Origin of the sequence: Leisingera sp. UBA4491 (assembly GCF_002388965.1) — a bacterium.
GTDB lineage: Bacteria > Pseudomonadota > Alphaproteobacteria > Rhodobacterales > Rhodobacteraceae > Leisingera > Leisingera aquaemixtae.
The window spans coordinates 109,395-130,646 of record NZ_DGNN01000016.1; the positions used below are offsets into that span (position 1 = coordinate 109,395).

Annotated in this window: 24 protein-coding genes; 13 read left to right on the top strand and 11 right to left on the bottom strand. The window is 65.7% G+C overall.

The window, feature by feature from the left end; translation table 11 throughout:
• Positions 1-245: 245 nt before the first annotated feature.
• From uvrC to B2P87_RS08380, 4 genes are all read left to right on the top strand, one after another.
• A complete protein-coding gene (gene uvrC, locus B2P87_RS08365) occupies positions 246-2,147 on the top strand; it encodes an excinuclease ABC subunit UvrC (RefSeq protein WP_414671958.1) in 1,902 nt (633 codons plus the stop codon).
• A gap of 137 nt (positions 2,148-2,284) precedes the next feature.
• Positions 2,285-2,956 (top strand): CDP-diacylglycerol--glycerol-3-phosphate 3-phosphatidyltransferase, encoded by a 672-nt coding sequence (pgsA, locus tag B2P87_RS08370; RefSeq protein WP_008554844.1) that lies wholly within the window; start codon positions 2,285-2,287, stop codon positions 2,954-2,956.
• Positions 2,956-3,201, top strand: coding sequence for a molybdopterin converting factor subunit 1 (gene moaD / locus B2P87_RS08375; RefSeq protein WP_141891124.1), 246 nt, complete (start codon positions 2,956-2,958; stop codon positions 3,199-3,201). The genes pgsA and moaD overlap by 1 nt, the downstream gene beginning before the upstream one ends.
• Before the next feature lie 4 nt (positions 3,202-3,205).
• On the top strand, positions 3,206-3,652 hold the full coding sequence (locus B2P87_RS08380; protein ID WP_141891123.1) for a molybdenum cofactor biosynthesis protein MoaE: 447 nt from the start codon (positions 3,206-3,208) through the stop codon (positions 3,650-3,652).
• A gap of 332 nt (positions 3,653-3,984) precedes the next feature.
• Here the strand turns inward: B2P87_RS08380 and B2P87_RS08385 are convergent, their stop codons facing one another.
• From B2P87_RS08385 to ubiA, 3 genes are read right to left on the bottom strand one after another with little or no spacing between them, the layout of a single operon-like run.
• On the bottom strand, positions 3,985-4,299 hold the full coding sequence (locus B2P87_RS08385; RefSeq protein ID WP_008556394.1) for a hypothetical protein: 315 nt from the start codon (positions 4,297-4,299) through the stop codon (positions 3,985-3,987).
• Positions 4,299-6,203, bottom strand: a complete 1,905-nt coding sequence (locus B2P87_RS08390; protein WP_141891122.1) for an OmpA family protein — start codon at positions 6,201-6,203, stop codon at positions 4,299-4,301. The genes B2P87_RS08385 and B2P87_RS08390 overlap by 1 nt, the downstream gene beginning before the upstream one ends.
• A 60-nt stretch (positions 6,204-6,263) precedes the next feature.
• On the bottom strand, positions 6,264-7,226 hold the full coding sequence (gene ubiA, locus B2P87_RS08395) for a 4-hydroxybenzoate octaprenyltransferase (RefSeq protein ID WP_141891121.1): 963 nt from the start codon (positions 7,224-7,226) through the stop codon (positions 6,264-6,266).
• A 12-nt stretch (positions 7,227-7,238) separates the two neighbouring features.
• Between ubiA and B2P87_RS08400 the strand changes: the two genes are divergently transcribed.
• From B2P87_RS08400 to B2P87_RS08415, 4 genes are all read left to right on the top strand, one after another.
• Entirely contained in the window at positions 7,239-7,964 is a 726-nt protein-coding gene (locus B2P87_RS08400; RefSeq protein ID WP_141891120.1) for a 16S rRNA (uracil(1498)-N(3))-methyltransferase, read from the top strand.
• Entirely contained in the window at positions 7,964-8,944 is a 981-nt protein-coding gene (locus B2P87_RS08405; RefSeq protein ID WP_141891119.1) for a hypothetical protein, read from the top strand. The genes B2P87_RS08400 and B2P87_RS08405 overlap by 1 nt, the downstream gene beginning before the upstream one ends.
• A gap of 340 nt (positions 8,945-9,284) precedes the next feature.
• A complete protein-coding gene (locus B2P87_RS08410; RefSeq protein WP_058285127.1) occupies positions 9,285-9,812 on the top strand; it encodes a hypothetical protein in 528 nt (175 codons plus the stop codon).
• A 65-nt stretch (positions 9,813-9,877) separates the two neighbouring features.
• On the top strand, positions 9,878-11,248 hold the full coding sequence (locus tag B2P87_RS08415; protein ID WP_141891118.1) for a glutamate--cysteine ligase: 1,371 nt from the start codon (positions 9,878-9,880) through the stop codon (positions 11,246-11,248).
• A gap of 51 nt (positions 11,249-11,299) precedes the next feature.
• On the opposite strand, the gene B2P87_RS08420 is transcribed toward B2P87_RS08415, so the two are convergent.
• Positions 11,300-12,172: a DUF805 domain-containing protein gene (locus B2P87_RS08420; protein ID WP_286852445.1), complete on the bottom strand. Its 873-nt coding sequence runs from the start codon at positions 12,170-12,172 to the stop codon at positions 11,300-11,302.
• A gap of 165 nt (positions 12,173-12,337) precedes the next feature.
• Positions 12,338-12,814 carry a YHS domain-containing (seleno)protein gene (locus B2P87_RS08425; RefSeq protein WP_141891116.1) on the bottom strand — a complete coding sequence of 159 codons (477 nt, stop codon included), beginning with the start codon at positions 12,812-12,814 and terminating at the stop codon, positions 12,338-12,340.
• Positions 12,815-13,054: 240 nt separating this feature from the next.
• Here B2P87_RS08425 and B2P87_RS08430 point away from each other — a divergent pair, with 240 nt between their 5' ends.
• A complete protein-coding gene (locus B2P87_RS08430) occupies positions 13,055-13,408 on the top strand; it encodes a hypothetical protein (RefSeq protein ID WP_141891115.1) in 354 nt (117 codons plus the stop codon).
• Here B2P87_RS08430 and B2P87_RS08435 read toward each other — a convergent pair.
• From B2P87_RS08435 to B2P87_RS08460, 6 genes are read right to left on the bottom strand one after another with little or no spacing between them, the layout of a single operon-like run.
• Positions 13,398-13,670 (bottom strand): hypothetical protein, encoded by a 273-nt coding sequence (locus B2P87_RS08435; RefSeq protein ID WP_141891114.1) that lies wholly within the window; start codon positions 13,668-13,670, stop codon positions 13,398-13,400. The two genes, B2P87_RS08430 and B2P87_RS08435, sit on opposite strands and share 11 nt — an antisense overlap.
• Complete coding sequence (gene plsY, locus B2P87_RS08440) at positions 13,667-14,272, bottom strand: glycerol-3-phosphate 1-O-acyltransferase PlsY (RefSeq protein ID WP_141891113.1); 606 nt, start codon at positions 14,270-14,272, stop codon at positions 13,667-13,669. The genes B2P87_RS08435 and plsY overlap by 4 nt, the downstream gene beginning before the upstream one ends.
• Positions 14,272-15,582: a dihydroorotase gene (pyrC, locus tag B2P87_RS08445; RefSeq protein ID WP_141891112.1), complete on the bottom strand. Its 1,311-nt coding sequence runs from the start codon at positions 15,580-15,582 to the stop codon at positions 14,272-14,274. The genes plsY and pyrC overlap by 1 nt, the downstream gene beginning before the upstream one ends.
• Positions 15,579-15,962, bottom strand: coding sequence for a hypothetical protein (locus B2P87_RS08450; RefSeq protein ID WP_141891111.1), 384 nt, complete (start codon positions 15,960-15,962; stop codon positions 15,579-15,581). Before B2P87_RS08450 ends, pyrC begins: the two co-directional genes overlap by 4 nt.
• Positions 15,962-16,495, bottom strand: coding sequence for a hypothetical protein (locus B2P87_RS08455; protein ID WP_141892106.1), 534 nt, complete (start codon positions 16,493-16,495; stop codon positions 15,962-15,964). The genes B2P87_RS08450 and B2P87_RS08455 overlap by 1 nt, the downstream gene beginning before the upstream one ends.
• Before the next feature lie 5 nt (positions 16,496-16,500).
• The gene (locus B2P87_RS08460) at positions 16,501-17,451 is read right to left on the bottom strand and encodes an aspartate carbamoyltransferase catalytic subunit (RefSeq protein WP_058285136.1); all 951 of its coding nucleotides are present in this window, start codon (positions 17,449-17,451) and stop codon (positions 16,501-16,503) included.
• 205 nt (positions 17,452-17,656) lie between these two features.
• On the opposite strand from B2P87_RS08460, the gene B2P87_RS08465 reads away from it, so the two are divergent.
• The 4 genes from B2P87_RS08465 to B2P87_RS08480 all read left to right on the top strand — a co-directional run bounded on the left by B2P87_RS08465 (position 17,657) and on the right by B2P87_RS08480 (position 21,249).
• Positions 17,657-18,421 carry a uracil-DNA glycosylase gene (locus B2P87_RS08465; RefSeq protein WP_141891110.1) on the top strand — a complete coding sequence of 255 codons (765 nt, stop codon included), beginning with the start codon at positions 17,657-17,659 and terminating at the stop codon, positions 18,419-18,421.
• Positions 18,422-18,430: 9 nt separating this feature from the next.
• Positions 18,431-19,030 carry a metallophosphoesterase family protein gene (locus tag B2P87_RS08470; protein ID WP_141891109.1) on the top strand — a complete coding sequence of 200 codons (600 nt, stop codon included), beginning with the start codon at positions 18,431-18,433 and terminating at the stop codon, positions 19,028-19,030.
• A 92-nt stretch (positions 19,031-19,122) separates the two neighbouring features.
• Positions 19,123-19,665: a molybdenum cofactor biosynthesis protein B gene (gene moaB / locus B2P87_RS08475; RefSeq protein WP_141891108.1), complete on the top strand. Its 543-nt coding sequence runs from the start codon at positions 19,123-19,125 to the stop codon at positions 19,663-19,665.
• A gap of 129 nt (positions 19,666-19,794) precedes the next feature.
• Positions 19,795-21,249 (top strand): efflux RND transporter periplasmic adaptor subunit, encoded by a 1,455-nt coding sequence (locus B2P87_RS08480; protein ID WP_141891107.1) that lies wholly within the window; start codon positions 19,795-19,797, stop codon positions 21,247-21,249.
• Positions 21,250-21,252 lie beyond the last annotated feature (3 nt).

Sequence of the window (21,252 nt, forward strand, 5' to 3'; positions counted from 1 at the left end):
GCCGTCACGGAAGCGTTACAAAAGTGCCTTTCTTTTCAGAACCTTGACAGGCTGCCTAAAAAATAAATAGTCAAATCAGCACCTTAACAATGTGCCTAAATTTTAGGCATCCGTCCGAAACCATCTCGAAATAAGGAAAAACGCGGGATAGCCCAAAGATATCTTCGTAGTTATCCACAACTTCCGTGGATTTTACCGCTCTTGATCCGGACAGGCAAACATTGCAGCCAGGAGCGGGGAATCATATGTCTGAGCACATGAACGACCAGCCTGCCGAAACATCCCCGGATTCGCCCGCCACAAAGCCCAGAACCGGCTATGCCGTGATCCAGGATTACGTGAAGACGTTGGACGCCTCGCCCGGGGTTTACCGGATGCTGGATGCGGACAGCCGGGTGCTCTATGTGGGCAAGGCGCGCAATCTCAAGGCGCGGGTGTCAAACTATACCCGCCCCGGCAACAGTCCCCGGATCGAGCGGATGATCGCGCTCACCGCCTCGATGATGTTCCTGACCACGCGGACAGAGACCGAGGCGCTGCTGCTGGAACAGAACCTGATCAAGCAGCTGAAGCCCAAGTACAACGTTCTGCTGCGCGACGACAAAAGCTTCCCGAATATTCTGGTGGCCAAGGATCACGCCTTTCCGCAGATCAAGAAGCACCGCGGCGCCCGCAAGCAGAAGGGCAGCTATTTTGGCCCTTTCGCCAGCGCCGGCGCAGTGAACCGGACATTGAACCAGCTGCAAAAGGCGTTCCTGTTGCGCAACTGCTCGGATTCGATGTTCGAAACCCGCACCCGGCCGTGCCTGCAGTACCAGATCAAGCGCTGCTCGGCGCCTTGCACCGGGCTGATTTCTGAAGCGGACTATGCCGCCAGCGTGCGCGACGCCGAGCGATTCCTGTCCGGCCGTTCCACCAAAGTGCAGGAGGAGCTGGCAGAGCAGATGATGGCCGCCTCCGAGGCGATGGAATTCGAGCGCGCCGCCGCCTTGCGCGACCGGATCAAGGCGCTGACCCAGGTGCAGTCCTCCCAAGGCATCAACCCCCGCGGCGTCGCCGAGGCCGATGTGATCGGCCTGCACATGGAGGGCGGCCAGGCCTGCGTGCAGGTGTTCTTCATCCGCGCCAACCAGAACTGGGGCAACCAGGATTTCTATCCGCGGGTGGATGCCGACAACAGCCCGGCAGAGATCATGGAGGCCTTCCTCGGCCAGTTCTATGCCAACAAGGAGCCACCGCGGCAGCTGATCCTGTCCGACGCCATCGAAAACGCCGACCTGATGGAGGCGGCGCTGAGCGGGACGGCAGGCCGCAAGGTTGAACTGCTGGTGCCTCAGCGCGGCGAAAAGACCGAACTGGTGGCCTTTGCCGTGCGCAACGCCCGCGAAAGCCTGGCCCGCCGGATGGCCGAAAGCGCCACCCAGGCCAAGCTCTTGCGCGGGCTGGCAGAGGCCTTTGGCCTCGAAGGCCCGCCGCAGCGGATCGAGGTTTACGACAACTCCCATATCCAGGGGACCAATGCCGTAGGCGGCATGATCGTGATGGGGCCGGAAGGCTTCATGAAAAACGCCTACCGCAAGTTCAATATCAAGGGGGATGACCTGGTGCCGGGCGATGACTTCGGCATGATGAAAGAGGTGCTGCATCGCCGCTTCTCGCGCCTTCTGAAAGAAGACCCGGACCGGGACAAGGGGCTGTGGCCCGATCTGCTGCTGATCGACGGCGGCGCAGGCCAGGTGTCAGCCGTGACAGAGATCATGGAGAAGCACGGCGTGCAGGACATCCCGATGGTAGGGGTGGCCAAGGGGGTCGACCGTGATCACGGCAAGGAGGAGTTCTACCGCCCTGGCGCGCCGGTCTTTGCCCTGCAGCGCAACGACCCGGTGCTTTATTTCATCCAGCGGATGCGGGATGAGGCGCACCGGTTTGCGATCGGCACCCACCGCGCCAAACGCGCCAAGGCGGTCAGTGCCACGCCCCTGGACGAAGTGCCCGGCGTTGGGGCCTCGCGCAAACGCGCTTTGCTGTCCCATTTCGGCAGCGCCAAGGCGGTAAGCCGCGCAAATCTGTCCGACCTTAAGGCGGTGGAGGGCATCTCCGAGGCGCTGGCGGAGCGCATTTATGACCACTTCCACGGCAGCGGGTGAAATAAGCCCTTGAAAACCGGACCACTCCCTTGTTCATCTGGCCGGAAATATCCCCGCCGGAGGCATCCGCCCCCAGGGGGCGGATTTTTGTCTGCCATCTGCTTTCCACACGCCAGCCAGCCGGATAATGTGCCCGCATGAAATGGACCCTGCCAAATATCCTCACCCTGCTGCGGCTTGTCGCTGCGCCCGGCCTTGCGGTGATGTTCCTTTACTTCTCGCGGCCCTATGCAGACTGGTTTGCGCTGCTTTTGTTCATCACCGCCGCGGTGACCGACTGGTTTGACGGCTATCTGGCCCGGGCCTGGAAGCAGGAAACCAAGATTGGCGCGATGCTGGATCCGATTGCCGACAAGGCGATGGTGGTGATCGCGCTGATGATTTTGGTGGGCTATTCGGCTGAGCACTGGACCCCCTGGCTGGTGCTGCCCGCGACCGTGATCTTGTTCCGCGAAGTGTTTGTCTCCGGCCTGCGCGAATATCTTGGCGACACCGCCGGCACGCTCAAGGTCACCAAACTGGCCAAGTGGAAGACCACCGCCCAGATGCTCGCTATTGCCACGCTGTTCTCGCAGGGCATCTTCGAGCATTACCTGGTGATGTCCTCCTTTGGCATGGATGATCAGATCTACAGCCAGGTCATTGCAGGCGAGCTGGAGGATCTGTTCGGACTGCGCTGGAAGGAGGCCGGGGTGTTCTGGACCGGCCGCATCGGCCTGTGGCTGCTGTGGATCGCCGCGGCGCTGACCGCGATCACCGGACTGGATTATCTGCGCAAGGCGATGCCGCATCTGAAGGAGGCGCATTGATGGACATTCTGTATTTTGCCTGGGTGCGCGAGCGTATCGGACTGCCGCGCGAGCAGGTGGAGACTTCTGCCGCCACGGTGGCGGATCTGGTCGATGAACTGCGCGCGCGGGAAGAACGCTATGCTGCCGCCTTTGCGGACCTCTCCGCCTTGCGGGTGGCGCTGGACCAGGAACTGTCGGAGTTCGACGCTCCCCTGGCTGGTGTGCGCGAGGTGGCCTTTTTCCCGCCGATGACCGGGGGCTGAGGCGATGCGGATTTCCGTCCAGGAGGCCCCGTTTGAGCTGGGCGCCGAGAGCGACGCTTTCGCCGCGGGCGTTGCGGGGGCCGGCGCGGTGGTGACCTTTACCGGCGTTGTCCGGGACGCCGATCAGGGCGGGCTTGCCGCGATGGAAATCGAGCATTACCCCGGCATGACCGAAAAAGCCCTGACCGCCATCGCGGAAGAGGCGATGAAGCGCTGGTCGCTGGCCGATGCGCTGGTGATCCACCGCCACGGCCGCCTGGCCCCTGGCGAGCGGATCATGATGGTCGCCACCGCCGCCCGGCACCGCAAGAATGCCTTTGAGGCAGCGGAATACCTGATGGACTACCTAAAATCCCGCGCGCCGTTCTGGAAGAAGGAAATCCTGGCAGGCGGCGGCTCGGACTGGGTGGCTGCCAAGGACGCCGACGAAGACGCATTGAAGCGCTGGTAGTCTGCAGAACCAAGGCGGGAGCTCCCGCCAGTTGTTCGATCATCACAGATGATCTCCACCTGTTGGGCCCGGCGCCGCGCTGACGCGCGGCGGCGGCCGCCTGCAGCAGCCGGCGGGTCAAGGAGGCCGCAGGCCCCGCGAAGCGGCTTGACCTTGACGCGCCAACCTTCAAATACAATCGAATGAGGCCGAGATGGGCAGACCTGCCCGTTCAGGCCTTCTTAGCATAATGAAAACGCCGCGCGTCAGCGCGGCGCCAGGCCCAAGGCTTCTCAGGCTGTGATTGCGCAGCCATCACGGCCTGCAGGCGCGGGAGTGCCCCGCTTGGACCCTTAGTGCGGGATTTGGCTGCGCAGTTCTTCGGCCTCGCGGCGGGCCTCGCGCAGGCCGTCCATTGCCGCGCGCAACTCGGCTTCGGTCTGGGTCAGCTGGTTGGTCAGCTCCGCCTCGCGCTGCTGCAGATAGGTGATCGCCTGGTCGCGGGTCTCCTCTGCCTCATGCAGCTCCTGGCTCATCCGGTCGAGGTCGGCCACGTCGCTCTGGCGCACCCGGGTGAAGCGGTGCACCAGCCAGTTGGCGAACCAGCCGATGGCAAAGGCCGCAAACAGGATGATCGCGGTGGTGATGATGAACTCGGTTCTGTTCATTACTCTGTGGTCTCCTGTGCGTCCTCTGCGCCTTCGGCGTCCTCGCCGCCGGCGCTCTCGTCACCGGTGCTGTCTTCTGCGCTCCCCGCCTGTGCGGCAGGGCGGATCAGCTTGAATTCAATGCGGCGGTTGGCCTCGCGGCCTTCCTCAGTGTCATTGCCGGCAATCGGGGTGCTCTCGCCATAGCCCTTGGCGGCAAAGGTCGAGGTCACAACCCGGCGCGCCCGCAGCTCGTTCAGCACCGATTGCGCCCGCGCCTGGCTCAGGTTCTGGTTCATCGCCTCGCGGCCCTGGCTGTCGGTGTGGCCCTGGATCTCCAGCCGCACCGGGCCGCAGCGGCCCAGGATGTCCGCGATCCGGTCCATTGTCCCGGCGCTGTCCGCCGCAATGGTGGCGGAGCCGGGCTCGAATGTGATCTTGCCGTCACTCTGGGCGCTGGCAAGCTGCGCCTCGCAGAGTTCCGGCGGCAGCGGCTTGTCCGTCGGCTCCGGCGGCTTCTCATAGGTGATGTCGAGGCCATAAGTCTCGGCCTCGCCCAGCTTGGCCGACAGGAAGCGGGCGATTTCCGCCGGTGCGTCCTTGCGGTGGCTCATGCCGCGCAGTTCCAGGTTGCCGGGTGTCACCGTGACCGCGCCGCGCTGCAGATAAGACAGCGCTTCCAGCCCCGCCAGCACCCGCACCGGCCAGTCAGCGGGCAGGTTGGCGGCGACCCGCGCCGCTGTATGCACATTGCCGGAGCCGAACCGCGCCTTTGCGTAGCTGTCCGCAACCTTGCGCAGGGCGGCATCGGACAGGCGGCCGCGCAGCTGCACCTGCCCCTCGGGGCTGAGGGTGGCGGTAAATTCCGGCACGCCGCCGGCATCCTGCGCCTCTGGCACCGGCAGCACCGCGTGCAGGGCAAACACCCGGGGCAGGGCGCCTTCCAGCTCGCCCACCACGTGATCAAAGCGCGCCTCCGGGGTGCCTTCGGCGGCCACTAGCGTGATATCCGCATTGGCGATAGTGACCGAGCCGCCGCCCAGCTCAGCAAGGCCGGCAATGCTCAGCTCTGCCGCCCGGGCCCAGTTGGGCGAGGGCACACCCATGCCGATCACGCAATCCGCATCCCCCTGCAGCCCGGCCTTGCGGGCGGCGGCCAGGATACGGTCGCGGCTTTCCTCGCTTTCGGCAGAGCAGGCGTCAAATTCCGCGCTGTTGCCGTCCAGCAGGAAACGCAGGGTGAACGGGGTGATCACCGGCCGCGGTGCGGCGATGTCGAGCGCCAGCCGCAGTCCCGGCGGCGCGGTGCGGCCCAGCCGCTCTTCCAACTGCGCCTTGGCCTCCTCGCTGCCGGAAATGGCCGTCACCGAGACCTCTCCCGCCGCAACGGAAATCTTGGCGCGCGGCAGCAGTTTCAGCGCTTCCACAGCAAAGCCCATCGCCTCCGGCCAGCCTTCGGGAATGCCGTATTTCGCGGTTTCCAGGAAGTCGGCCACATGTTCCGGCCCGGCCAGGCTCTCTAGCTCCTCAACCAGCGCGGCGCGGCCGGAGCCTGCGGGGATCAGTCCAATGATGGAAATGCCGCCGTCATTGCGCAGGATTTCCGCCGAGAACCGCGGCGGCGCGAGGCCATCGGCAGGCGGAACCTCCATCCCGTCCACGATCCGGGCCGCGTCGACAACTGTGCCCACCAGCGATTTGACCGAAAACCGCGTGGCCTCATCCGGGGCGGTGCCCTCCAGCAGCACCTGCAGCCCGTCTGCCGTCACCTCCGCCCAGGTATAGCGGCCGCCGTCCAGCGCCGCGCGCACGCCGCGCTCAGTGCTCTCTTCCACGGCGGTGACGGCAAATCCGGCGGCAACAAGGCTCAGCCCGGCTGCGGCGGCAAAGGCCAGGCCCGGGATCATCAGCTTAGACAAGCGCATATGGCGGCACATTCCCAGTTTGCGTTACAGGCTCTTACCCCGCGAGCGGCCGCGATTCAATCACACGAACATGGCCAGGACAAAGAAGATCAGCGGAATCAGGCCGGTATCGCGGTTGAGCCGGAACAGCTGCAAAAGCCGCTGGCTGTTCTCTGCGTCAAAGGCGCGCAGCTGCCAGGTCATATGCCAGCCCATCGCCCAAGGCCCGGCCAGCGCCAGCACCAGGGCCAGCACCGAAGCGCTCTCCAGCACCGCTCCGATGACTGCCAGCGCCATCAGGCTGACAAAGGCCACGATGAAGCGGCGCAGCCACACCGGTGTCTGCGTCCCGAACAAGCGGGCCGTGGATTTCACCCCGATCAGCGCGTCGTCCTCGGTGTCCTGATGGGCATAGATGGTGTCATAGAACAGCGTCCAGGCGATCCCGGCCAGATACAGCAGCACCGGCGGCCAGCCCAAGGAGCCGCTATGCGCCACCCAGGCCAGCATGGCGCCCCAGTTGAAAGCGAGACCCAGAAACACTTGCGGCCACCAGGTGAACCGCTTGGCAAAGGGATAGACCGCGACCGGCAGCAGCGACAGGATGCCCATGGCGATGGCCGCCTGGTTGAAGGTCAGCAGAATCATCAGTCCAGCCAAGCATTGCAGCGCCATCCAGGCCAGCGCGCCCTTTACCGTCACCTGGCCGGAAGGGATGGGGCGCGACCGGGTGCGCTCCACCTGGCCGTCGAAGTTGCGGTCGGTGATGTCGTTCCAGGTGCAGCCCGCGCCGCGCATCAGCCAGGCGCCGGCGGCGCAGCCGATGGCGATCCACAGATCCTGCCAGCGCAGGCTCTGATCCGCCAGTATCGCCAAGGCCAGCCCCCACCAGCAGGGGATCAGCAAGAGCCAGGTGCCGATCGGCCGGTCGGCGCGGGAGAGCCGCAGGTAGGGGCGCGTCCATTCCGGGGCATGTGTGTCGACCCAGTTTCCGGTAACCGCATCCGCGACCTGACCCTCTGGCGCTGGCTTCTGGCCTTGCATATGTAGGACCCCATGAGTGCAAAAATCAGACTGTATGTAGAGCACCCCTTGGGGGCAGGGCAAACGGTTCCTTTGGACCGGGATCAGGCGCATTACCTGTTCGGGGTGATGCGGCTGGCAGCGGGCGCTGCTGTGGCGCTGTTCAACGGCAAGGATGGCGAATGGCTGGCCGAAGTGGCCGAGGCCGGCAAACGCGGCGGCACGCTGGTCTGCCAAGAGCAGACCAAGCCCTTGCAGCTGCCGCCGGACCTGTGGCTGATGTTCGCGCCGATCAAGAAGGCGCGCACTGATTTCATTGTCGAGAAAGCGGCCGAGATGGGCGCTGCCCGCATCCTGCCGGTGCAGACCGAATTCACCAATTCCGAGCGTATCCGCCAGGACCGGCTGCAGGCCCATGCGGTCGAAGCCGCGGAACAATGCGGTGGTACCTATGTGCCGGAAGTGGCGGACTTGCAAAAGCTCCCCCGCGTCCTGGACCAGTGGCCCGCCGGGCGGCAGCTGATGTTCTGCGACGAGGCTGAGGTGGGCAATGCCCTGCAACTGGCGGCGCAGACGCAGAAGGACGCGCCCTGGGCCATCCTGATCGGCCCGGAGGGCGGGTTCTCGGAGGCTGAGCGCAAGCGCCTGCACGCGCTGCCGCAATCCCACGTCGTCAGCCTTGGCCCCCGCATCCTGCGGGCCGATACGGCGGCGGTGGCGGCCATGACGCTGTGGCAGCAGGCACTGGGGGACTGGTAATGGGATATCTTGAACCGCTGCCGTTTTTTGCCCGCCCAAAGGGCGCCGCCCGCCAAATGGCACGGGTGCAACTTCAGGCGCAGCTGAAATGGCCCGGCGCCGGCATCAGGCTGCAAACTGCGCTGAAAGTCTCCGAAGAGACCTCGGTCTTCCGCGGCTATCGCGGCGAGGACCCGGTGGTCGTGAAGAAATTCTGGGATCTCAGCGCACGGCGCGGCTTTGTCGGCGGCACTGTGCAAGCGCTCCGCCGCTTTGAGCGCCTTGGCGCCCATCCGGACTTCTCCGTCAACAGGTGTTTCGCCAGTTCCGGCCATCTGGGCCTTGTGGTGGTAAGTTTCGAGGCCGGAACGCCGGTGGACAAGCTGCTCAAGCAGACCGCCGCAAACCGGCCGCAAATCCTGCGGCAATGCTGCGCGTGGCAGAGCTGGGCGGGACAGGGCGAAATCATTCGTACCGCCCTGCCTTCGAACCTGATCGAAGCTGAAATCCACACCATTCTCGGCGCCAGTGCCCGGCACCCGGACGCCGCGCTGCTGGCCGAGCTAGGCAATGAGCTGCTGCGGTTGCTGCCGCTGCTCGACGGCCAGCCGGCCGCGCGGGCGCCCGGGCATCCCGACTTCGCCCCCCGCAACCTGATTCTGCGCCCGGACGGCGGCGTTACGGCAGTCGATATCCATCGCAGCGGCACCTTCTTCCAGTCCCGTCAGGCGGCCATATTTCTCGTGTCCAAAGACTTCCAGAGCGAGAGCGCAGACGGCGCGCTGCTATTCGGGCTGGACCAAAGTGAGATGCTGCAGTTTCTGGCCCAATCGAGCGTGCCAGAGGACGAAACCAATACAGTTCTGATTTTCTTTATCGGTCTCACTCTTCTCAGAATGTACTCTACCAAACCGAGGCGCGGGCGGCCCATGAAGATGAGGCGCCGCAGAATCCGGGCTTATCTCAACGACCTGAGGCGAGGCGTTGGAATCAGAGCATGACTTTCATCAGCCCCGAACCCCGCATTTTCCTGCATGGCGTGCGGATCGCTTTCGTCTGCCCCAAGATCAGATTCTGCTAACCGGATCCTGTTATACCGGCTGCAGCTTCCGGTTCAGCGTGCCGGGCCGGGCGAAAATGCGTGGTGCGAGCCGGCCAGAGGGGCAGGACTGCCTGCGACGAGTACTGGATTGCCGGGTTTCAGGAGCCCGTCACGGGCAGCTGCGGCTAAAACCGCACGGCGATCGGTGCGTTGCCCATTGCATCCGCCGGCTTGGCTGCTCAAATAAGAAGGGTGTGGCGGGACGCTGCCCCGCCCGACGTTGGAATAAGGCGAAGCAAATGAGTTTCATCCGCCCCGAAGCCCGTGCCACCCTGTGGCAATGGCGCGAAGTATTGGCCGCCGTGCTGATGTTCCTGCTCGGGCTGAAATGGGCGTTTTCCTCGGCCGGGTTCACAGCCATCACCGGCTGGGCCCTTGTGGCCACCGGCCTGGTGACCGCAGTGATCGGCGCGCAGCGGATGCGGTTCCGGCGCGGCACAGCCGGGCCGGGCGTGGTGCAGGTGGACGAGGGGCAGATTGCCTATTTCGGTCCTCTGACCGGCGGTGCGGTGGCGGCCTCCGAGCTGGAGCGGCTGGCGCTCGACCATTCCTCGAAACCGCCGCACTGGCTGCTGGAGCAGCCGGGCCAGCCGCCGCTGGCAATTCCGGTGAATGCCGAAGGCTATGAGGCGCTGTTTGACGTCTTTGCTGCGCTGCCGGGCCTCAAAACCGAGCGCATGCTGACCGAGCTGCGGCGCAAAGGTGCTCACCAGGTCGTGATCTGGGAGCGCAGATCCAGCCGGCCGGAACATTTGCGCCTGCATTGACACCGGCGGCGATTCCGCCCACGACTGACCCTTCAACACAGACCTAACAGGACGGAGTGCCAGGCATGTCCATTCCCCAGTCCGGCGGCGGGCCGATCGAACGTCATGAGCAGCTTGCCGAATACCTTGCCGACGGCTGCAAGCCCAAGGACGCCTGGCGCATTGGCACCGAGCATGAGAAGTTCGGCTATTGCAAGGACACGCTGAAGCCGCTGCCCTATGCCGGCGAGCGCTCGATCCAGGCGGTGCTGGAAGGCCTGCGCGACGGCCACGGCTGGGCGCCGCTGATCGAGGGCGGCAACCTGATCGGCCTGACAAAAGGCGGCGCCAACATCAGCCTGGAGCCGGGCGGCCAGCTGGAACTCTCGGGCGCACCGCTGGAAACCATCCACGAGACCTGCGACGAGGTGAACGCCCACCTGCGCGACGTCAAGGACATCGCCGATAAGATCGGCGTCGGTTTCATCGGACTGGGCGCTGCTCCGGTCTGGCACCATGAAGACATGCCGCTGATGCCCAAAGGCCGCTACAAGCTGATGGACGCCTACATGCAGGAAGTCGGCACCATGGGCACCACCATGATGCGCCGCACCTGCACCGTGCAGGTGAACCTCGACTTCTCCTCCGAGGCCGACATGGTGCAGAAGCTGCGGGTGGCCTTGGCGTTGCAGCCCGTCGCCACGGCGCTGTTCGCCAATTCCCCATTTCTGGACGGCAAGCCGAACGGCCACAAATCCTGGCGCTCCCGCGTCTGGCGCTCGCTGGATGCCGACCGCACCGGCATGCTGCCGTTTGTATTCGAGGACGGCTTCGGGTTCGAGGCCTGGGTGCAATATGCGCTCGATGTGCCGATGTACTTTGTCTACCGCAACGGCGAGTACATCAACGCGCTAGGCATGTCCTTCCGCGATTTCCTCAAGGGCGAGCTGCCCGCGCTGCCGGGGGAAACCCCGACGCTGAGCGATTGGGCGGACCACCTGACCACCATCTTCCCCGAGGCCCGCATCAAGAAGTTCATCGAGATGCGCGGTGCCGACGGCGGCCCCTGGCGCCGCCTGTGCGCGCTGCCCGCCTTCTGGGTCGGCCTGACCTACGACCAGAGCGCGCTGGACGCGGCGTGGGATCTTGTCAAGGGCTGGGACGCCGAGACCCGCGAGGGCTTGCGCGTGGCGGCCTCCGAGCAAGGGCTGCAGGCCAAGGTGAACGGCATCAGCATGCATGAACTGGCGCGGGAGGTGGTGGCGATTTCGGAAAGCGGCCTCAAGGCGCGGCACAAGCCCGGCGCGGGCGGCCTGGTGCCGGATGAGACCCATTTCCTGAATGCCCTGAAAGACAGCCTCGAAAGCGGCAAGGTCCCGGCAGATGAGCTGTTGGAGCGCTATCACGGCGCCTGGGACGGGGACCTCAACCGCATTTACAGCGAATTCGCTTATTAAGACTGCAAGGGCCGCGTTCACGACGCGGTCCTTTGGTTTCCAAAGCCGGGCTCAGCTGCCCGGCTTGCCCAGCACCCGGCGCTGATACAATTCCCGGACCTGCGCCTTGCGCGCCGCCTGCAGCTTCCTTTCCTCTTCCTCCGTGCGCTTGGCCAGACAGGCATAGCCCGCATAGGCGTTTCCTTCACCGCCGCGGGCCTCGCGCGTGCGGGGGGGCACCGGGCTGGTGCCGTGTGTATTGCCGCCGCGCTCCGAGGGCAGCAGCATGAAATAGAGATGCAGCAACAGCGCGATGAATGGCCCAAGCGCGATCAGCGTGAAGTGGAACAAGTACTGAAACGCCAGGACGGGATCATGCGCCGCTATAACGCCGGTCTGATCCAGCACACCGCCCGGATCGGCCTGCGCTGCAACGCCCAGCAGCATGGCCAGAATGGCGTCCCAGTCCAGTGCATTGGCGATGGCTGCCAGATTGAACAGCGCCTCCCAGAAGCTGCCGGACAGGGAAGCCGTCACTGCCCCGGCGACCATCAGCCCGGGGCCAAGGCCGCTTGGATCACTCATCGGAATTGCTGTCAGAAGGCCAACGCTCAACACCAGCCCCAGCGAAACTGCAGTGAACGGCAGCTTGGCCCATCTGCCGCTGCGCCCGGCATCATGCAGCCTGCGCACGGTCAGCGACAGCCGCGGAATGAAGGTGAACAGGAACAACCCGAGCGAGCCATAGTGGAAGGGGTTCAGCGGCGGTACTTCGCGGCGCAAGAGGTGTCCCCAGACTTCCGAGGCATCACCAGGCAGCATCAGGAAAATAAACAGCCAGACCAGCGGGATAACGCACCAGTACTCCAGGCGGGTGGTGCGGCCGTCAAAGTCGAGAAACTTGAAAGCAAAGCTTTCAAAGGCGGGAAGAATACGGGAAATCATTGGAAACCTGCTGTATTTTAATCTCCCTTGGGTTGCGCAGGAAACTGCGGCGGAATTGGGGCCCGGGCAGGGCAGGCCCGTGGTATCAGCCGCGGCCGCTCATCAAAAACCCGGCGGCAGGATGTCCTGCCGCCGGCTGCTCGCTTGTGAGTGGTGGCTTTAGCCTCACTGGGTCTGCAGTTCCGCCGGATCCTTGTCCGCGATGCCGTCCCAGTTGGAGTCGGCTTTTTCGATGAAACCGGGAATGTCGCCTTCCCAGCGGGTTTGAATATCCTTGGCGAGGTTCAAATACAGCTTGTCGTCGACGATCTTCCACAGGGTCGGGTCGCCGTCGAATTTGAAGCCCATGGCCGCGCCAAAGGCGCAGTAGCCGCCGTATTCAGGCAGGTAGGCTTCGGGGTTCTTTTCAAATTGGGCTTTGTTCTCTTCAGACGCGAAACGGTACAGCGCGTCGTTGTGCGTGGCGGTGATTTTCCAGTTGCCCGGAGTCGGCTCCCCAACCGTGAAATAGGCTACCGGGTCATAGCCCTGCAGCGCCAGACCGGTGGAGGAGGCGTTGATCTCAACCCCCGCCGCCAGGGCTGAGGTTGCCATCGCAACCGACAATGCCACACCGCTGATCAGTGCTTTTACTTTGTTCATGGTCCCGTCCTTTCAAATCCTGGCCGCGGCGTTCCCAAATGCTTGCCCGGCCGGTGTTTCACCATGTGCGCCGAGGAATCCTGCGGGTCACGGCACCGATGTGGAGACCCGGGCGATCACGTTCAAAACAACTCAATTTGACTGTGCACCGGGCGGCAGCGGGCTGTGCATTCCTGCGCAGACTAGGTGACAGGCCGCGATGCGGCGGGCAGGGTAGGGGCAGGCAAACCGGAGGCAAACATGAAACACCCATTCCCCGCCCGCCGCGCGCTGCTGTGCGGGCTGGCCGCGGCCTTGATGGCGGCGGCAGTGCCGGTCAGCGCCCAAGGCATCAGCGGCAGTTACCGTGCCGAGGGCCGCAACCCGGACGGCAGCAGCTATTCCGGCACCGTGCAGATCCGTGACAGCGGCGGGATGATCGAGGTGCATTGGCAGGTCGGCACCCAGACCTATGCCGGCAGCGGCACACGCAATGGCGATGTGGTCTGGGTGAACTGGGGCGATACCTATCCGGTGGTCTATGTGCGGATGCCCAGCGGAGAGCTGCATGGCACCTGGTCCAACGGCCGGGCGCTGAAGCGTCTTATTCCATAACGTTCAGATCAAGAACGAAGCGGACCACCTTCTCCGCGGGCATCTCGCAGGGTTTCAGACGCGCGCCCGAGGCCAGCCGGTAGAGGTTGAGGCTGATGTAATCGCCGCCGCCGAGTTCGCGCGCCACCAGTTTCTGCGCTTTGCCCGCGGCCAGATCCTGCCGGATGACCGCGTATTTGCGCCCGCCGGCCAGACCGGTGAAGGCCCCCAGCGGCAGCGCGTCAAAAGCTGCAAGGAAGGCTTGCAGCTCTGCGGTGGTCACTTCTGCCCGATCCTGGGTTCGGTGCCTGCGCGCAGCCGGGCGATATTGGCCGAATGGCGGACAAAGACAATCGCCGCCAGCAGCACCGACAGGCCAATCACCGCCTGATACCCCAGCACAAACGCCCAAACCGGCGCTGACAGGGCCGAGACCAGCGCCCCCATCGAGGAAATCCGGCTGGCCGCCGCCGCCGCCAGCCAGGTCAGGCAGCAGGCAATGCCCGCGGGCCAGGCCAGCGCCAGCAGCAGGCCGAGGAACGTGGCCACGCCCTTGCCGCCCTTGAACCCCAGCCAGACCGGAAAGCAATGGCCCAAGAAGGCCATCAGCCCCGCCGCCTGCGCCGCATCCTCGCCGGCCAGGGAGCGGGCCAGCAGCACCGCCGCCGCGCCCTTGCCGCCATCCAGAAGCAGTGTCAGTGCCGCGGCGGCCTTGCTGCCGGTGCGCAGCACGTTGGTGGTGCCGATATTGCCGGACCCGATCTGGCGCAGGTTGCCGAGACCGAAGGCCCTGGTGACCACCAGCCCGAACGGCACGGAACCAAGGCCGTAGCCGATCACCGCCCACAGGATCAGAACGGCGGCGGAACTGTCGATAACTGGCATCAGGTCCTCCGGTAAACCGGCTCACCGGCCACATAGGTTGCTTCCACCCGGCCCTGCATCCGCTGGCCGTCGTAAGGCGTGTTCTGCGATTTCGAGCGCAGTTTGAAGCGGTCCAGCACAAAGGGCACATCCGGATCGAACAGCACCAGGTCGGCCGGCGCGCCTTTGGCCAGGCGGCCGCTGTCCAGCCCCAGCCGTTTCGCCGGGTTCAGCGCCATCGCGCGAAACAGCACGGGCATATCCAGAAGCCCGTCATGGTACAGACGCAAGGCGGCGGGCAGCAGCGTCTCCAGCGCCACCGCACCGGCCGCAGCTTCCTCGAACGGCAGGCGCTTGCTTTCCTCATCCTGCGGTGTGTGCATCGAGGAAATGACGTCAATGAGCCCGGTCCGCACCGCCTCGACAACCGCCAGACGGTCCTCCTCAGAGCGCAGGGGCGGCTTCACCTTGAAAAAGCTGCGGTAGCCGGCCACGTCCAGCTCGTTCAGAGTCAGGTGGTGGATAGAGGTGCCTGCGGTGATATCCAGCCCATTGGCCTTGGCGCGCTCCAGCGCGGGCAGGGCGCGGGCGGTGGTGATTTGGTCCGCGTGGTATTTCGCGCCGGACATTTCCAGCAGCGCAATGTCGCGGTCCAGCCCCATCCGCTCTGCCATCGGCGAGACCGAGGGCAGACCGTACAGCGCCGCTAGCTTGCCGCTGGTGGCGGCCGCACCGGCGCTCAGGCCCGGCTCTTGCGGATGGGCGATGACCAGGGCGCCGCAGGAACGGGCATAGGTCAGCGCCCGCTGGAACACCTTGGTGTTTTGCACCACGTGGTCGCAATCGGAAAACGCCACCGCGCCCGCATCCATCAGAAACCGGATCTCGGTCATTTCGCGGCCTTCGCGCCCCTTGGTGAGCGCCGCCATCGGCAGCACGTTTACCGGCGTGTCGGCCTGGGCGCGCCGGGTCACGAACTCCAGCGTTTCCGGGCTGTCGATCGCGGGCGCGGTGTCCGGGCGGGTCACGATGGTGGTGACGCCGCCGGCAGCGGCCGCCAGACCCGCGGATTTATAGCTTTCCTTGTGCCGCTCGCCGGGCTCGCAAACCTTGACGCCGATGTCCACGATCCCCGGCGCCAGGCATTTGCCGCCGCAGTCCACCTGGGTCACGCCGTCCTGGCCGATGTTACGGGCGCTCAGCAGCGCGGCGGCGCCGGTGCCATTCCTGTCAACCGCCGCGATCCGTCCGTTCTGCACCAGAACCATGCCCAGCGTATCGGTGCCTGCCTCCGGGTCGATCAGGCGGGCGTTGATGAAGAGAGTGCTCATGCCTTGGCTCTTTCGATAGCGTTGAGAGTCGCGGCCGGGTCGGCCTGGTATTTTATCAGGTGCTTGTCGCCGCCTTTGGTGACCACCTGCACATAGCTGCCCATGGTGCGGACAGTGCCGATCTGAGAGAGCGCGACGCCGCGCCCGGCCGGGCCGCTGAGGGCATCTTCCGTCAGGGTCCAGACCACCGCCAGCTCCTCGCTGGCCATGTACCAGCCGCGCAGGGCGATTGCCGCCAGGCCGCCGATGGCTCCGGTCCAGATGTGCGGGCTGCCCATCACCCACAGCACCGCCATGGCGCCGCCCATGCCGATGGCCGCCATCCAGGCGTGAGCGCGGACATAGGCGCCGCGGTCCGGTTTGAATTCGCGTGCCGCCATCAGCTCACAAGCACCCAGATCAGCAGCGCAATCAGCAGCATGACAACGGTAAACAGCACAGCCCCGATGCGGCGGGACTGGGCCCGCGCCGCGCGCGGCGTCAGTTTCGGGGCAGAATAAGGCTTGGCGCTCTCAGCTGTTGCGGGCGGCGCGCTCCAATTGGTCTGCCGCTCGCCATAGGTGCCGATCAGCTTGATCTGATCCGCCGGGGTCAGCCGGGTCTCCTTGCCGTCAAACGCGCGGGAGCGGATCAGCAGCACATGGCCCTCCTGGGCCTGCAGAACCTCCCGGTCCGCCTCGACCTGCGCGCGCGGCACGCCGCAGCCTTCGGTGAGGTAACCGGTCAGACCGATGTCCTCCAGATCGGAGACCGGGAAGATTTCCACCTGCTCCATGTCAAGCGTCTCGGCCCCCAGCACCTGCGCCAGCGCGCCAGGTTCCTTCAGGAAGGCCGCCTGCTCCGGCCGCATGGCGAGTTCGAACAGCCGGATCACGCCGCGTTCGCCTGCCGGGATATGGATCACGCCGTCCATGCCGCTCACCCTGCCTCCGCCTGGCGTTCGGCGCGCAGGTTGCGGGCCAGCAGGTCCATCGCCGCCATCCGCACCGCGACGCCCATTTCCACCTGTTCCTGGATGACCGAGCGGTTGATGTCGTCGGCGAGCGTGCCGTCGATCTCCACCCCGCGGTTCATCGGGCCGGGGTGCATGACAATGGCGTCGGGCTTGGCCAGCGCCAGCTTCTCGGCGTCGAGGCCATAGCGGTGGTAATACTCGCGCTCCGACGGGATAAAGCCGCCGTCCATCCGCTCCTTCTGCAGGCGCAGCATCATCACGACGTCGACGTCCTGCAGCCCTTCGCGCATGTCGTCATAGATTTCGGCGCCGAATTCGGCGAACTGGCCGGGCACCAGCGTCGGCGGGCCGATCAGGCGGATGCGGTTTTCCATCTTGCCGAGCAGGATCAGGTTGGACCGCGCCACACGGCTGTGGGCGATATCGCCGCAGATCGCGATGTTCAGCCTGTGCAGCCGGCCTTTGGAGCGGCGGATGGTCAGCGCATCCAGCAGCGCCTGGGTCGGGTGCTCATGCTTGCCGTCGCCCGCGTTCAGCACCGCGCAGTTCACCTTCTGCGCCAAGAGGTCCACGGCGCCGGAATGCGGGTGGCGCACAACCAGCAGATCCGGGTGCATCGCATTCAGCGTCATCGCGGTGTCGATCAGGGTCTCGCCCTTTTTGATCGAGGAGGCCTGCATCGCCATGTTCATCACATCGGCGCCCAGCCGCTTGCCCGCCAGCTCGAACGAGGCCTGGGTGCGGGTCGAGTTCTCGAAGAACATGTTGATCTGAGTGAGGCCCGCCAGCACGTCGGAGTGCTTCTCGGGACGGCGGTTCAGCGCCACATAGTCGTCGGCCAGGTCGAGGATCGCGGTGATCTCATGCGGTTTCAGCGGTTCGATGCCAAGCAAATGGCGGTGTTCGAAGGACATAGGGGGCGGCTCCGCTTGATTTGCAGGTTCTTATAGGCGGCGTGCGCGGTTGCGGCAAGGCGTAGCCGCGGGGCTGGCGGCGCGCAGGCGAGGGGCCGGCCCCTCGCGCTCCCCGGAGTATTTTCAGACAGATGAATGGCTTGAATTTGCAGGGCAGGGCCGGTGAGGTGTTCCGCTTGCCGGCTGGGCGGAGTAGCTTGGGCGCATGGAATCGGCATTGGATTACTGGAGCGCGCGGGCGCTGTTGGAGTGGCAGGCGGAGCTTGGCGCGACCGAAGCGCTGTGCGACGCGCCGGTCGACCGCTATGCGCTGGAGCAGGCGGCCCCCAAGCCGAAGCCGGGCGCTGCCCCCGCGCCGCCGCCCAAGCCCAAGGAAGCGGATCCCGTGGAGGTGGCGCAGAGGGCCGCCAAGGGGGCGGCGTCGCTGCCCGCCTTGCGGGATGCGCTGGCGGGTTTCGATCATTGCGACCTGAAACGCGGCGCGCGCAATCTGGTGTTTTCGGACGGCCAGCCGGGAGCCCGGGTGATGATCATCGGCGAGGCGCCGGGCCGGGACGAGGATTTGCAGGGCAAGCCGTTTGTGGGCCGGGCCGGGCAGCTTCTGGACAGGATGCTGGAGGCGATCGGCCTCAGCCGCGCCGAAAGCGTTTATATTTCTAACGTGCTGCCCTGGCGGCCGCCGCAGAACCGCGACCCGCTGCCGGCAGAGATTGCCATGCTGACGCCTTTTCTGGAGCGGCATGTGGCGCTGGCGGAACCGGAAGTTCTGGTGCTGATGGGCAATATCAGCTGCCAGGCGGTGCTGGGCAAGCGCGGCATCACCCGGCTGCGCGGCAAATGGGACCAGGCCTGGAACAGGCCGGTGATCCCGATGTTCCACCCCGCCTATCTGCTGCGCCAGCCAGCGCAGAAACGGCTGGCCTGGGCAGACCTGCTGGAGCTCAAGGCGCGGCTGGGCAGTTTGTCCTGAGGTAAAGCGATGAAAATCCTGGCGTTCTCCGACCTGCATCTCTCGGCCTCCCATGCGGCGGATATCGTGGCGGCCAGCGCCGGTGCGGATCTGGTGATCGGCGCGGGCGATTTCTGCAATTGCCGGCAGGGGATGGACCGGGCAGTGGCGATGCTGGCCGGTTTGCAGGCGCCGATGGCCGCGGTGCCCGGAAACGGCGAAAGCGCGGATGAGCTGCGGGCGGCGGGCTTGCCGGATACCACGGTGCTGCATGGAGAAGGCGGGGTGTTCGAAGGCCTGCGCCTGTTCGGGCTGGGCTACGGCGTGCCGGAAACGCCTTTCGGCAGCTGGTCCTGCGACCTGAGCGAGACGCAGGCGGCAGCGATGCTGGCGGCCTGTGAGCGCGCGGACATCCTGATCTGCCATTCCCCGCCCAAGGGGCTGGGGGATCTGACCTCCGGCGGGCAGTCTGTCGGCTCCACCGCCATCCGGGCCGCGGCGGAGCGGATCCGGCCTCAGCTGCTGCTCTGCGGCCATGTGCATGATTGCTGGGGCTTTCGCGGCACATTAGGCAAGACGCAGGTGGCCAATCTGGGCCCAGGCGTAAGCTGGTTCGAGGTGGCGCCATGAGTGCTGGTGCAGGTTTGCCGGCGTGCGCCCCGGCGGGAATTTTTGCAGCGCTGGCCATGCGGCAGGCGATTACGGAGAGGACGTGACAGGCAATGTCCCGGATTGACGAAAACATGGACTTCATCCCCGTCCGCATCGCGGTGCTGACGGTCTCGGACACCCGCAAGCTGGAGGATGACCGCTCCGGTCAGGTGCTGGTCGACCGGCTCGGCGAGGCGGGCCACGTGCTGGCCGCGCGCAAGATAATCCCCGACGAGCGGGCGGAGATCGCCGCGCAGTTGCGCGCCTGGGTGTCCGATCCGGAAGTGGATGTGGTGATCTCCACCGGCGGCACCGGCCTGACCGGGCGCGACGTGACGGTGGAGGCGCACCGCGACGTCTATGAGAAAGAGATCGAGGCCTTCGGCACCGTTTTTACCTGGGTCTCGATGCAGAAGATCGGCACCAGCGCGGTGCAGTCGCGCGCCACTGGCGGGGTCGCGGGCGGCACCTACCTGTTTGCGCTGCCCGGCAGCCCCGGCGCCTGCAAGGACGGCTGGGATGAAATCCTGTCAAAACAGCTCGATTACCGCCACCGGCCCTGCAATTTCGTGGAAATCATGCCCAGATTGGAGGAACATCTGCGCCGGAAGTAAGCGCGCGCGGCGTGTAACCTCGCAAACCCGTGCGGAAATTCATATATTTCCAAGCGGGCACAAGGCATTTTACGCTTTGGCAGGCCGCCTGCGCGGTCCCGGCAGCAGCCGCCACCGGAAGGGAGAAACATGCGCTTTTTGCGTCAGAGTGTGACAGGGGTTTTCCTGGCGGCGGTCACGGCGGCCCTGCTGCTTTATGCCGGGCAGCTGATCTTCGGCGCAATCGAGGCGCAGCTGAACGCGGAGAAGGCAGCCCCCCCGGCGCGGGAGCGGATTTTCGCGGTCAATGTGGTGACGGCGGAGCTGCAGACAGTGGCACCGGAGCTGACTGCCTTTGGCCGGGTTGAGAGCCGCCGCGCGCTGGAATTGCGCACCGCGGTCGGCGGACGGGTGGTGCAGCTTTCTGAGGATTTCGAGGACGGCGGCACGGTCCGCGCGGGCGAGGTGCTGGTGCAGATTGACCCGGCGGATGCCCAGTCGGCGCTGGACCGGGCTGAGGCCGACATGATGGACGCCCGCGCCGAGGAGCGCGATGCAGGCCGCGCGCTGGTTCTGGCCGAGGATGAACTGCAAGCCACTCAGGATCAGGCGCAGCTGCGCGAACGCGCCTTTCAGCGGCAGGTGGATCTGGCCAGCCGGGGCGTCGGCACCGCGGCGGCGGTGGAAACGGCAGAACTGGCTTCGGTGCAGGCGCGCCAGGCGGTGATTTCGCGCCGGCAGGCGGTGAACCAGGCAGAGGCCCGCGCCGATCAGGCCGCAACCCGGGTGGCACGGGCGCAGATCGCGCTGGATGAGGCGCAGCGGGATCTGGACGACACCACGATCAAGGCTCGCTTCGACGGCACCCTGCAATCGGTGAACCTGGTGCAGGGACGGCTGGTTTCGGCCAATGAGAAGCTCGCGGATCTGGTCGATCCGGACCTGCTGGAGGTGGCTTTCCGGGTCTCGACCGCGCAATACGCCCGGCTGCTGGACGCCGAAGGGCATCTGCTGCAAGCACCGGTGCGGGTGTCGCTGGATGCCGACGGGGCGGGGCTGAGCGCCGCCGGGCGGATCTCCCGCGCCAGCGGCGCGGCGGGCAACGGGCAAACCGGGCGGCTGGTCTACGCGCGCCTGGAAACCGCGCCGGGGTTCGAGCCCGGGGATTTTGTCACTGTCAAGGTAACTGAGCCAGAGGTCGCGGCGGTGGCCCGTGTGCCCGCCTCGGCGCTGGGCGCCGATGGCAAGGTGCTGGTGCTGGGCGAGGAGGGGCGGCTGGAGGCGCTGCCGGTGGAGCTGGTGCGCCGCCAGGGCGATGATGTGCTGATCCGCGGCGCCGGGCTGGAGGGCCGCGAAGTCGTTACCGGCCGCACGCCGCTGCTGGGCGCTGGCATTAAGGTGCGCCCCTTGCGCCAGGGCGCCGGGGTGCAGGCGCTGCCCGAGCTGATCGAGCTGAGCGACGAGCGCCGCGCCCGGCTGGTGGCCTTTGTCGAGGGCAGCAGTGCGATGCCGACAGAGGTGAAGGCGCAGATGCTGCGGCAGCTGGCCGAGGCGCGGGTGCCCGCGCAGCTGGTCACCCGCATTGAATCCCGGATGGGAGGCTGAGGG